The sequence below is a fragment of the Sulfidibacter corallicola genome, from assembly GCF_017498545.1.
GTDB lineage: Bacteria > Acidobacteriota > Holophagae > Acanthopleuribacterales > Acanthopleuribacteraceae > Sulfidibacter > Sulfidibacter corallicola.
This window is the reverse complement of sequence record NZ_CP071793.1, coordinates 1,541,071-1,554,319: the sequence shown is the minus strand read 5'-3', so window position 1 is coordinate 1,554,319 and position 13,249 is coordinate 1,541,071. Positions and strand designations below refer to the sequence as shown.

The window sequence follows — 13,249 nt, the reverse complement described above, 5'->3', positions numbered from 1 at the left end:
AAGCCCTCGTCCACGGACCGTCTCCCGACGACGCCGGAACCGTCGCCCGATCTCGACGGAACCCGGCCATCACCGGAGCCATCACCCGGGGTCGTCCACCCCAAGAGAGGTTTGCGATGATCTCCACCCTGGCCACCACCGCCATCACCCTCGCGCTGACATGGCTCGCCTGGCAGCCGGAGTCGGATACGGACCCGGTCATCGAAGAACGCATGCGCGTCACCTACCAGCGCGAGGACTTTCAGGACCGCAGCGACGCCATGGCACCCACCCTGGTCTACGACAAGACGTTTTTCGAGCGATTCGAACCCTCCAGTGTCGGCGACATCCTCAAACGCATCCCCGGCATCACCGGCTCGGCCGATGCCGGCGAGTTCGAGGTGCCTCAATTGCGCGGCCTGGAACCGCGCCACACCCAAATCCTGATCAACGGCGAACGGTTGCCCGGCGCGGACAACGACCGCACCGTCACGATCGACCGCATTCCCGCCGAGTTGGTCGAGCGCATCGAGATCCAGCGCGCACCGGACGCCTCGACCGACGCCCAAGGCATTGGCGGGACCATCAACATCGTGCTGAAGGAAACGGCCGCCGAATCGGGCCTGGAACTGCTTACCGGCGCACGGTTCTACCAGGCCGACGACAAGACGCGGGGCCAATCGGCGATCACCTGGCGGGGCGCCCTGGGTACGGCGCGCGCCTCGGTTTCGGCCTCGTGGCTGAACCGCCACAACCCCAAGGTCCAGACCACCGATCTGCGCGACGAGTCCGGTGCATCCATATTCAAAGACGAACGCAACGTTTTGGATGCAAAAGATTTGAACATCCAGACCAGTTTGCGTTGGGAACTGGCGGGAGGCGGCGCCTTCGAACTCGGCGGTTTCCTGTTCGACAGCGATCGAACCGAGCGGGAAATGGCGACCCTGACGGTTTTGGACTTCCCGGACCCACCGGACGGTGAAGACGGCGAAGACGACGGTAGTGACGACGAGGGTGATGGCCAAGACGGCGAGGACGGCGAGGGTGATGGTGAAGACGGCGAAGACGAAGAAGGAGAAGATGACGATGGCGGCACCGAGCCGCCGGAAGACGAAACCATTTTCGACGACACGGACGACCGGCGCCGCAACTGGCGTCTCCGCCTGGGACTGGAACTGCCCATCGCCGGCAGCGGCAACCTGCGCCTCGGCCTCAGTCACGACGACCTCGAGGTTGATGAGCACGCGGATATCGGTTCCATCGCCGAGGAAGGCCGCCAAGTGGAAGAGGTGGAAACCGACCGAACCAGAGACCACGAAACCCGGTTCCGGGCCGCTTCGCGCTGGGCGCTCGCCAACGACCACCTGCTCCACGTGGGTCTCGACCTGAGTGAAAAGCGCCGCAAATCGCGCCGCCGTTTTTTCGAATTCGACGAAGGCGCATCGGCCGAGCTGGAACGGGGCGGCGTCTTCGCCATCGAAGAGCGGCGTGTCGACCTGTTCGCCACCGACACCTGGGAACCCAGGAAGGCGCACCACGTGCAGTTCGGCCTGCGTCTGGAGCATACCCGGCTGGACCTGCCCGACGCCCAAACGACACGCGACCGGACCGAACTCTTCCCCTCGATTCATTACCGCCACCGGGTCTCTCCCTACACCCGCATCCACTTCAGCGCGGCCCGCACCACCACCCGTCCCGACTTCCAGAACCTGCAGCCCTTCCCGCAGCGCGACGAACCCATCGAAGGGTTCACCACCTTCGGCAATCCCAACCTGGAAGCCGAGACGGCCCTCGGCCTGGATGCCGGGATCACCTTTCGGTTCGCGAAATTCGAGGGCGTGGTTGGCGGGAACCTCTACTTCCGCGATATCCGCGATCACGTGGAGGCCGTGCAACGGGAGGGCAGGACGCTCGAAATGCGCAACATCGGCGACGGCGAGGCCTACGGGCTGGAATTGGATCTGGGCTTGCCGCTGATTTTCCTCGGCTTGCCCAATGTGAGCTTTTTTGCCAACCTGGCGCTGCAACATTCGGAGGTCGTCGATCCGATTACCGGGCGCGAGCGCGGCTTCAACCTCCAGGCCGATCACGTGATCAATACCGGATTCCTGCACAGCTTCCCGCAGCTCGGCCTGACCTGGGGCGCCAACTGGATTTCACAGGGCGACGTGGAAGAGAACCTGGCCACGGAGAAAACGGTGATTTCAACCGGCGACGCGCTGGAAGTCCTGGTGGAATACCGCTGGGCCGAACGCTGGTCGCTGCGCCTCACGGGACGCAATCTCAACGACGGCGCCAACACGGTCGCCTTTGCTGAGTTCGACGGGCTGCTGACCGAGAGCGACATCACCGAGTCGGGATTCGAATCGGAACGCTCCGGCCGCAGCTTCTTCCTGGTGCTGCGGGTGCAGGATCCCTTCTCGCGCAAGGGGCGCAAGTAAGGCGCTCGGGATCCATACCGCGCCGGCCCCCGCGAGCGGCCCCGCGCCAGCCTGGTCGCGGTCCCGACCGGACCGCCGCGCCGGTGCAACAATTTGCTGCATACCCAAGGATTCGGTGATCGGTTAGATTTGCGGCAACCCAGGGCGGCGCCATTCCAAATGTCACCGCCGCCCGTGCCTGTCCCGTCTCATCCAACCGTGTCGCGAGTCGGGGTCGGCCTATCGCATCCGAGTTCTCTTGCCACATTCGATACTGCCTCATCGAATGGAACGTCGCCGCGATCAGTCGACCTCGATTCCGCCATGGCCGGATTGCCGGCGACCCGTTCATCGAATGCGCAAGGTGGTGAGTGTGGTTAAATATGCTACCGTCGCCACCCGGCGCCTGGGACCTTCGTTCACCCCGCGAAGCGGTCCCGCGAACCGGAGCCCGGCGGATGCAGGCAATCAGGAGGCCGGCGTGCTGAGCGATCCTCGGCAATGGAAGCTTGTCGCCCCGAACGACTGGGAAGTGCCCCTGGCCCTGTCCTGGATCCTTCGCCTCCGTTTCATCGCGATCTGTTGCCAGAGCATGGTGCTGGTGCTCTCGTTTCACTGGGGATTCATCAGCCGATCCAGCCTGATCCTCTCCCTGCTGGTCGTGTGCTTCCTGGCGCTCTCGCTGATCTACGGTCATTGGGCCAAGCGCGTCACCGACCGGATGACCAACTGGCACCTTCTCACCCAATTGAGCCTCGACCTGACCGAACTCACCTTGCTGCTGTTGCTCACCGGGGCCCACGCCAACCCCTTCTACCGGCTCGTGTTTCTGCACGCGGCGCTGGGTGGTTTCTTTCTCACCCGTTCCCGTGCCTTCGTGTTCTGGGGCTTTTGGTTCGGTGCGGTCTTGGCGCTCGGCCACTATTACCTCTTCCCCTTTTCGCGGGCCTTCGCCCTCGATTGGCTGTTGCCCAACCTGGTCATCGGCAGCGTGATCTTCGGTTCCGTCTTCATGGTGGCGGAAATGGTGCGACAGTACCGCGCCCACCTCGAACGGCTCCACCGACAACACGGCTACGCCGAACGGCTGCAGAGCATCGGCGCCCTGACCGCCGGGCTGTGCCACCGCCTGTTCAGTCCGCTGAACACCATCGGCCTGCGCGCCCGCCGCCTCCAAAACCGCGCCCCCGAACTCGCCGACGACGTGGCCGTGATCGAACGGGCCCTCGCCCAATGCAAAAACGCCTTGGACGATCTCCAGGACATGCGCCTGACGCCCGAAGGCCTGCACGATCACGCCATCGACTTCGCGGCCTACCTGGAAGAGGTGTTCCAGTCCTGGCGCGAGGCACGGCCGCAAACCCGCATCGCCGTCGATTTCCAATTCGAACACCACCTGCGGCCCACCTTCCCACCGCTACCGGTGGCGCAAATGGTGTGGGACCTTCTGGACAACGCCTGCGAAGCGATGGACAACGAGGGCACCGTCACCCTGCAAACCCGGAACGTCGAAAAAGGGGTGGCCCTCGCCATTCGGGACCAGGGTCCCGGCTGGCCGGACGTCGCGATCGAGACCCTGGGCCAGCCGTTTTGCTCCACCAAACCCGACGGCGCCGGGCTCGGCCTCTACAACGCCACCCTGCTGATGAACGCCTTGGGCGGGCAGCTTCAACTGGATCGGCCTCCCAGCGGCGGCGCCCAGGTGTCGCTGTTCTTTCCGGCTCGCGCCCATTGACGGAGGATTTCGAGCATGTCCGAACCCAAGCGCATTCTCTTCGTGGAAGACGACGTGGATCTGGCCGAAACCCTCGCCCTGGAGTTTCGAGAGCGGGGTTTCACGGCCGATATCGTGGCCCACATGGTCGATCTTCAGGCCTACCTGGCGTGCCAACGGCCCGATTACGCGGTCATCGACCTGCGCCTCAACGGGTTCCACGGGATCACGGCCCTACAGGCCCTGATGGCGGTACATCCCGGATGCCATGCGGTGGTGCTCACGGGATACGGTACCGTTTCCGCCGCGGTGGAAGCCATGAAGGTCGGTGCCCGTGACTTCCTCACCAAGCCGGTCTCGATGGAACGCCTGACCGAGGTCCTGCTGGGTTCGCCCGAAGAAGGACCGCCCGCCAAAACGCTGGAACCACTGGAGGATCGCGACATCGACGACCTGGCCGTGCGCACCAGCCTGGCGAGGAACGAACACGAATACATCGAATACGTCCTGAACCGGTGCAACGGCAACATTTCCAAGGCCGCCGATTGGCTGGGCATCCATCGCCAGAGCCTGCAACGGAAATTGAAGAAGTTTCCACCACGGCGTTAGTCCGGGCAGCGCCCCGGCAGGGTCCCCGGTCGACCGGAACCGGCTACCGCCAACCCGAGAGCACGAGCCGGCCCCTGACGATCGCGCCATCTCCGGCGGGGCGCACGTATCGCGGACCGGCGTGAGCCGCATCACCATCGGTTCCAGAACCGGTGCCATCGTGACGCTTTGACCCTGGTTCTACCTAACTCCTGATGACGGCGGCCTCCCGTCCCGCCCGTCGTACTTCAGGTCCCAGCGCCTCGCTGGTCCCTATCAGGAGCAAAGTATGATTCCCACCCACCCTCGTTCGGTGTGCGTTCCGTGGTCGTTCGTTTTATGTATCTTCATGGTGTTCACCACCCCACGAGCCGCGGCACAGATCGATCCCATCGCGGATTCGACGCCAGGAACTCTCATCACCCGCAAACAGAATCTCGTCTACCGGCTTTTCGACGACGGGGCCGCAACCGCGGCGGCGCCTCGCCCCTTGATCGTCTTCCTTCACGGACTGGGCGAAAAAGGCACCGACAACCAAAGACAGGTCGAGGCCCATATCCAACCGCTGATCGACCACCTGGGACTGGATCCCGACGAACACGGCTACCTGGTCGTGCCCCAAAGCCAAAACGGTTGGTGGCAGGGTGAATCGGTCGGTGACCTGGCCCAGTTCCTGATCCAGGACGAACGACTGCACATCGATCCGGAGCGGGTCTACGTCACCGGACTGTCCGCCGGCGGCCACGGCACCTACGCCTCGATCGCCGAGAGCCCGGAAACCTTCGCGGCCGGCGTGCCCCTTTCCGCACCGCAAAACAAGCCGGCGGCCCCGGGCTGCGCCCAGAGACCCATGTGGCTGATCCACGGGGACAACGACGGAAAAGTCGGCCACGGCCACAGCCTCGGTATAAAGGCCCTGATCGAGCAACACGGCGGCACGCCCCGCTACACCGAGGTCGCCGGCCAGGGTCATGGCGGTTGGGCCAACGTGTATCGCGAGAACCCACACTACGTGGGTCATTTCGTGGGCGGCGATCCCAACGATCCGCCCACGACAGGACTCTACGACTGGCTGTATTCCCAATCGCTGGACGCCTCGCAACGGCCGGCGCCGCTGGCCCCCGGCGAAAGCGTGTCGATCGACCTGGGCTACTTCAACAACAACCAGAATCCCGACAACGAAACGCTCGCCCCCGACGATCGGGGCCGCACCTGGGCCAACGTCGTGCGCTTCCATGCCCATGCCTTCGATTCGCGCTTGGCCGGTAGCGCCAACGGCACACCGACCGCGCTCAGCCTGTATTTCCCCGAAGGGTTCCTCGGCCACTTCGGTTCGGGCACCACCGGCGGCGTGTTGGTCCCCGATTCGGCGGGATTCGACGGTATGTTCATGGGTTCGCGCAACGGCCACGATGAAGCGCTCGGCCTTTCGGCGCCGATGGTGATCGGCGGTTTGACCCCCGGCGCCACCTACGAGATCGCGATCTATGGTTCGGCCAACGGCACCGACGGTAACCGGGGCCGGCTCAACCGCTACACCATCGGCAACGAATGGCGCGATTTGGATACGGCCGACAATACCGACCGGGAGGCGATCTTCGAAGAGGTCACCGCCGATGCGGCCGGCAAGATCACCGTCTACGTGGGGGTCAGCCCCGAGGGAAGCGCCCGTTACGCGCAAGTCAACGCGTTGCGCATCGAACGCCTCGACGGGCAGCCGAACCGGCCCATGCTGCGCGAAGGTCGCTCGATGCTCGTCGATTTCGGCGCGCCCTCGGTCGTGACCCCGGCCGTCGACGACCGGAACCGACATTGGAACAACGTCACCGACACCCATGGCGCCCCGCAACGGCCGGCCCTGGAAAACGCCGTCGACGACACGGGCGCGGCCACCGGTGTCCGGATCGACATCACCGACCCCTTCGAGGGCCGCAACGGCGCGGGCGTCAACACCTCGGGTCCCTATCCCATTTCCGCCCAGCGCGACACGCTCTGGGCCGGGAAACACGCCGGTCACGACGCGGGCCTGGCGAGTCCCGCCGCGATCCGCATCGGCGGTTTGGAACCCGGCGGCGAGTACCTGCTGCGTATTTTCGCCTCGCGCAAAGGAGCCGACGGCGCCCTGGACCGCCTGACCCGCTACGAGGTCGACGGCCAGGTTCGGGACTTCGACGTCACCGACAACACCGACACCACGGTCGATTTCGCGTCCGTCTTCGCCGACGCCCAGGGTTCTCTCGACGTGCACGTGTCCGTCAGCCCCCTGGGAACCGGCCGCTTCTGTTACCTGGGCGGGATCCAGCTGACCGCCATCGCGCTGGATTGATGTCCCTGGCATACGGCCTTCCGCAAGGCCGGCCACCCTGCGGAGACTCGCTCCGGCGAGCCTCCCCCTTTTCCGGGCGCCTGGATTCGGTTTCCGCCCGGCCCACTTCATGTGACGGAGAGAAACATGCACGTATCAAGACATGACTCATTGGCTCTTTTTCTGTTGTGGGGGATGTTGACCGGACTGCCGCTCGTCGCCGGCGAGCGCATCGTCCTCGCGCCCCACATGGTCAGCCTGGAACGCGGTCTCGGCGATCCGGGCCTCATGGTCGACGAACAGGACCTGATCGGCGACCCGCGCGCCACACCGGGGCCAAGCCCCCAAACGCGCTGGCTCGGCGACCCCGCGAGCATGGCCTACCCCTACCGCGCCGTGATCGACCTCGGCCGCGAGTACGAGCTGGAGGCGCTGTACCTCTACGACGGCGCCAGCTCGGGCAAGGTGGTGTTCGAGTTCGGGGAAGCGGGTACTTGGCGCACCTTCTACGGCGACAAGCTGGACCGCGACGGCATCTGGATCGGCCGCCCACTCCAAATCACCACCCGCTACCTGCGCCTGTCGCGCGGAGCGGGCATCTTCGAAGAGCTGGCGCTCTACGGTACGGCGGTCGATGCGCCGCAACCGCTTCAGCGAATTCCGGTCTCACCCGGCGACGTGACCCTCGTCAACGGCCACGGCGACGCCGGCCATATGGTGGACGAGCAGGACCTGGTGGGCAATCTGCTCGAAGACCTCTCGCCGCGACCCACCAGCATCTGGCACACCTGGGACGGGCAAAAGCCGCTACCCCATCACGCCATCATCGACCTGGGCAGGCCTTGGCGCCTGCGCCACCTGTTCCTGTTCGACATGGGTGCCACCGGTGACCTGATCTTCGCTACCGGCTCGCCCCAGGGCTGGCAGGAACTCGTCCGCGATCCGCTCACCGCCTATCGCCAATGGACCCGCCACGACGTGGACCGGGTCACCCGCTATCTCCGCGTCACCCGCACCACCGCCGCCAAGTTCGCCGAGATCGCGCTCTACGGGGAACCCGTGCGCGACCGGCAGGCCCCCACCGTCCGAATCCAAGGACCCGAGACGGTCAAGGTCGCCCGCGGCGATTTCTACTACGACCTGGGCGTGACCGCCGAAGACGACCTGGACGGTGACGTCGGCGATCGGGTCGTGGCGGAGGGCGTGCGCGAGGTGGATGTGGATCGTGTCGGCGATTACGCCATCGACTACCGCGTCTGCGACAGCTCCGACAACTGCACGGTGGCCAGGCGCACGGTACAGGTGCGCGAGGGCATCCGGAGCGACATTCGCCGCGAGGACCTGACGCCGGAACAGCACATCGACATGGAGTGGCAGCAGTTCGTCTGGTACGGCGATCCTCCGCCACAGGACCATCCGCGTCTTTTCGGCACCAACGACGCCTGGATGGCACGCATGGAACCCCTGAACCAGATGCCCTGTGTGCCGGGCCGGTCGGGACTGGGCCGAGTCTACCCCATCAAGACCATCTGGGATCGCGCCACGCTGGGCGGCTCGCCCTGCAACGGCACCATGCCCCGGTCGATCGACGACCATCCCGACGCGCGGTTCTACTTCGGAACGGGGGGAGTGAACGCGAAATGGGATCGCTCGCGCGGCTTTCGCGTGCTGCACCTGCTGCGACGCCTGCTGCACTGGCACGCCACCGGCGCACCGGCACCCTACACCGAAGCCGAAATGGAGCGACTTCTGGCGGCGTTTCTCGATACCGAGATGGTGCGCTTCCCGACCGAGAAGTTCCACGCCGGCGCCGACGGTTCCTTTTTCGACTTGGGCGCGGAAGCCTCCTTCGCCTACTGGTGCGCCATTCTGGACATTTATTGGCATCGACGGGATCACCTGACGCCACAGCGGTTCGACCAGATCAAAAACAAACTGGACAGCGAGATCGACAGCTTCCTGGAAAAGCACGACGAAGGGCACTGGTCCCAGTGGAACGGCAACAACTGGTCACCGCGACTGGCCCTGCCCGCGATCACCTACGCATTGACCTTCTACTACGAGGAACCCCGCGCGGCCGAGGTCCTGAAAAAGGCCCTGCGCATCATCTGGCTACACCGGGAATACTTTGCCGAGGACGGCTCACACCTGGAGAGCTACAACTACGGGCACGCCGTCTGGCAGACGCTGTTCCACACGAACCTGTTGATGAAGGCGGCGTTCGGTCGCCGGCTCGAAAGCGTTCACTGGGACCGCATGCCCGCGATCGCCCGCGCCTTGGCTCGATTGATCGCGCCGGAAGGCAACTGGTTGGATTTCGGCGACACCTGGAACGATCCCGGCGTGCGGGTCACCGGCGCCTACCTGGGTTTGATCGCGGAAGAAGTGTGGGGCGATGCGCCGGTCGGCTCGATCTCGCCCGACCCTTGCCTGGTCAAGGCGGCGTTCCAGAACCAGCACTTCGAATCGGGCCTGCAAAACCCCTTTCTGATCTCGCCGTCCATGGCGCGCGATTGGGCCGCGATCGTGAACGACTGCCCGACCGATCCCACGACGCGTGTGGAAGTGGATCACTTTCCCGACAGCGGCGTGGCCGCCTTGCGCCAGTTCCAACCCGGTAAGACGGCCTCCGGTGCCTTGCCCGACTTCCTCCACGGTGAGCAGGCCGACCAGAGTTACCTGGCGATCAGTGCCGTGCCCAACCACATCTCCCATCGCGAGCTGGACTTCGGCGCCCTGTCCTGGGTCGCCCACGGTTCGCGGTTGCTCTACGACTTCGGATATTGCCGGCGCATCACCAAACACGTGCCAGGCGAGATGTACAGCCTGACCCACAACTACGACAACACGCCATCGGCGGCCAATACGCTGGTGGTGCCCGACGCCAAGGTGCCCGGCATCGAGGATACCGACACCAGCCAGATCTTCGGCGAAACCGGTTCGCTAGCCATCTCCGAGCAGGGCGGGTTCAGGCTGATCGAGGCCGACGGCGATCGGGTGTACGGCGCCGACCACGAGCTCGGTTGGCTACAGCGGTTCCGCCGGTGGCTGATCGCGCTGGACGACGGCGCCTTTTTGGTAGTGGACCATTTTCGGCTCAAATCCGATCGACCCGCATCGCGCGTGGCCGAGCACTGGTACACGCGCTTAGAACCCGACTTCGCCGGATGCACCAACATCTACGGACAACACGTGGTCGCTAGCGGTGAGGACCAACGGATCTGGCTGGAACCCTCGTGCAACACGCTGGCGCCCGCCAACCCGGTGGAGAGCGTCGGCGCGATCAGCGGCGCGGCCTTGCATCCTGGCCGTTTCCAGGTGGACGATGCCCCGATCCAAATCGTCGACTCGCGCGGGGGCACCGCGTCGCGACTGCGTTTCCGCTGGATCCCGGACGCCGCCGTGAGCGAAGACACCCGCCTGTTCGTGCTTCAGAGCGACGTGAGCCGCGCGACGATTCAGCCCGCTCGGGTTCAGGTCACGACCGAAGGGCAACGAGTCGTGGGACGCGTCACCTGGGGCTCCCGCGACTACCGGATCGAGCTGGATACGCATGCGGCGGAGCCACACCTGATCATCCAACGCTAACCGCACAACCCGCCGGCCCGAGTCCTCTCGGGCCCATCCCGGCCGATTTCGCACGCGATGCGGAATCGGCTTCCTCGCGTTTTCGCACACCACGGCCACGTCAAGTTCCAGCCGGCGTGGACGCCGACCCGATCTCGGGTCTCCGCGAACGGGAGGTTCCCCATGCCGAAAGGTCGAAGTGAACGGGCATGGGAGCTTCGCGCTTCCTTAGGCACCCGGCAGGCGGTGACTCCTTGGGACCCATCGAGATGGATGGACCACACTTCGAGAAATAGAATTGGGGACGGGCTATCCGGTTGCTATAATTGGGCCCAATTCAGCATCACCACAACATCGAGACCCAAGGGCGACAGGAGCCACATGACCCAGAGGCTGATTTTCCTCAATTCCCACCGCGCAAAATCAGGAATCGTAGACGGGCGGCCCCTGCGCCCCGAGTACATGCTGCTGGCTCACTTCTTTGGATGCGGCGCGGTCGATCGGACCCGAACCCTCGATATCGGCGTCGACTACGAGGTGCTTCAGGAGATCCCAACCTCCCGAACCGAAGCGAGCTTCGCGGAAATCTGTGACGCGGTGGCGGACTCGATCATCGACGAGGCGCAAAGGCTCGACCTGCCGATTCAGGTGGCATGGTCCGGGGGAATCGACTCCACGGTCGCCCTGATCTCGCTGACGCGCCGGTTGCGGGCCCGCAAAGAGCTCGATCGATTGATCGTATGCCTATCGATCGATTCGATTTACGAGTATCCGCGCTTCTACGAGCAGTTCATCATGGACACTTTGCGAACCCGCCCGATGCCCACGCCGCTGCCGTCCATGCTCGCCGAAGAGATGATCACGGTTACCGGCGAGCACGGCGACCAGCTCTTCGGTAGCGATCATCTGGAGAAATTGGTCAAGGGCGGCGCGGCCCAGTTGCCGTACCGCCACGTGGTGCCCTTCTACATGTCCAGCCGGCTCACGACCTCGGAGCAGGCGGAGCGCCTGATGGCCTACCTAGCCCCTCAGGTCGAACGGGCGCCGGTACCCATCGAAACGGCCTTCGACTACCTCTGGTGGTGCAACTTCTCGTTGAAGTGGCAACAGGTGAACCTGCGCATTCCGGCCTTTCGCCAGGGCCGCATCGGGATGCTGTACCGAAGGACGCGTCACTTCTTCGCCGACGAGCGCTTTCAGGCCTGGTCGCTTTCTCGACCGGACCTGCGAAAGGTCACCGATTGGCGAGCTTACAAGCTCGAAGCCAAAAAGGTCATTCTCGACGCCACCGGGGATTTCGACTATTTCGCGACCAAGGAGAAGGCCCCCTCGTTGAAGCGCGTCCTCGTCGATCGCGCCCGCCAGGGGAACGATCGCTATCTCGTCCACATCTACGAGGACTTCGAAGTCCACTTCGAGGTCGGGCGAAAACGCAAGCTGCCACTGGAGACAATCGACACATGCAACATGGCCGAGTAATCGAAAGCCCGACATCATTCGTCATCGAGACCTACGAGCCGGGACTGACCATCGACTTCCGCAATCCACCGGTCACGACGGACCTCGAGGAGATCCGCGCCGCGGTGAACCTCGAACCCTGGCGCGACCAAAGCCTGGAGCGACAGATCGCCAACGCCGATCGCCTCTGTCGCGACCTCGGCGTGACCGAGAAACCGGGCGATTTCGACGAAAGCCTGAAGTTGTTCGGCGAATCGACGGATCTGCGAACGAGCCTCGCGATGGCGGCCGGTGCCATCGCCGGCACACCGCACGACGCGCCACCGACCGACCAAATCCACCAATTGCTGGTCCACACGGGCGTGCTGTCGCGACCGGCGCATTACCCGGTTCGCGTGTATTGCCACGATCCCGCGGCCGCGACGGAACTCGAAGGGAACGGAACGCACTTCGGTTTCGTCCTCAACGGGCAGGACCTGTGCCTCGAATGCGCGGACGGCCGGCGCTATCCGCTCTACGACAACACCTACTTCTGCGTGCCCGGCGCGGCGCGCATCACGGGAACGGGTCGCGTCGAGGTTCTGACGAGCTTCGACTATCGAGGTGCGCTGACGATTGGCGGCCCGGTCGAGCCGTGGGGCCGGCTGGCGTACATCGACGGCTGTACCGACACGATCCTGGTACCGCCGACCAGGCTGGGCGATCCCTGCTTCAACGCACTCTATTTTCCGGAGAGAACCCAGCAGACCCAGCACGTCCACCCCTCCATGCGGGCGGGCATCGTGATGGGCGGCGGAGGCATCTGCAAAACCCCAACCGGCGACCACGTGCTGCGACCGGGCAAGATCTTCTTTCTGCCTCCGGAGACCTGGCACGCGTTCTGGACCGATTCCGCGGCGCCCGGCGTCCCGTCGGCACTGACCGTCATCGCCTTCCATCCCGACAGCGATTTCGGGCCCACTGACGAAGACCACCCCATGCTCAATCGGACCTTTTTCCGCTTCCTGCACCGTTTGCGATCGGTGCAGCGCGTCAACGCCAACGCCTAGAGGCCCCTCTTGGCCGCTCCGGTTTCCCCGGAAACCATCCCAAGCGAGCCGACCCCTGCATTTCCCCATACATACCATCCGAGTCGGATCGCCGAACCGGTGCCAAGCGTGCCGGCCGATATGCGAAACGCCATCCGCGCCCTGGACATCAACCCCGGCCAGCCAATCC

7 protein-coding genes are annotated in these 13,249 nt (G+C 64.6%); all 7 read left to right on the top strand.

Annotation, left to right across the window (positions count from 1 at the left end):
• The first annotated feature begins 116 nt into the window (after nucleotides 1-116).
• The 7 genes from J3U87_RS04515 to J3U87_RS04480 all read left to right on the top strand — a co-directional run bounded on the left by J3U87_RS04515 (nucleotide 117) and on the right by J3U87_RS04480 (nucleotide 13,080).
• Nucleotides 117-2,420, top strand: a complete 2,304-nt coding sequence (locus J3U87_RS04515; RefSeq protein WP_237381840.1) for a TonB-dependent receptor plug domain-containing protein — start codon at nucleotides 117-119, stop codon at nucleotides 2,418-2,420.
• Between the two features lie 352 nt (nucleotides 2,421-2,772).
• Nucleotides 2,773-4,134 (top strand): sensor histidine kinase, encoded by a 1,362-nt coding sequence (locus tag J3U87_RS04510; RefSeq protein WP_237381839.1) that lies wholly within the window; start codon nucleotides 2,773-2,775, stop codon nucleotides 4,132-4,134.
• A gap of 15 nt (nucleotides 4,135-4,149) precedes the next feature.
• Nucleotides 4,150-4,722, top strand: a complete 573-nt coding sequence (locus J3U87_RS34950) for a response regulator transcription factor (RefSeq protein ID WP_272932457.1) — start codon at nucleotides 4,150-4,152, stop codon at nucleotides 4,720-4,722.
• 268 nt (nucleotides 4,723-4,990) lie between these two features.
• Nucleotides 4,991-7,027, top strand: coding sequence for a carboxylesterase family protein (locus J3U87_RS04495; protein ID WP_237381838.1), 2,037 nt, complete (start codon nucleotides 4,991-4,993; stop codon nucleotides 7,025-7,027).
• A gap of 126 nt (nucleotides 7,028-7,153) precedes the next feature.
• On the top strand, nucleotides 7,154-10,594 hold the full coding sequence (locus J3U87_RS04490; RefSeq protein WP_237381837.1) for a DUF5011 domain-containing protein: 3,441 nt from the start codon (nucleotides 7,154-7,156) through the stop codon (nucleotides 10,592-10,594).
• A gap of 360 nt (nucleotides 10,595-10,954) precedes the next feature.
• Nucleotides 10,955-12,052, top strand: a complete 1,098-nt coding sequence (locus tag J3U87_RS04485; RefSeq protein ID WP_237381836.1) for a hypothetical protein — start codon at nucleotides 10,955-10,957, stop codon at nucleotides 12,050-12,052.
• Nucleotides 12,034-13,080 carry a cupin domain-containing protein gene (locus J3U87_RS04480; RefSeq protein WP_237381835.1) on the top strand — a complete coding sequence of 349 codons (1,047 nt, stop codon included), beginning with the start codon at nucleotides 12,034-12,036 and terminating at the stop codon, nucleotides 13,078-13,080. The genes J3U87_RS04485 and J3U87_RS04480 overlap by 19 nt, the downstream gene beginning before the upstream one ends.
• The last annotated feature ends 169 nt before the right edge of the window (nucleotides 13,081-13,249 follow it).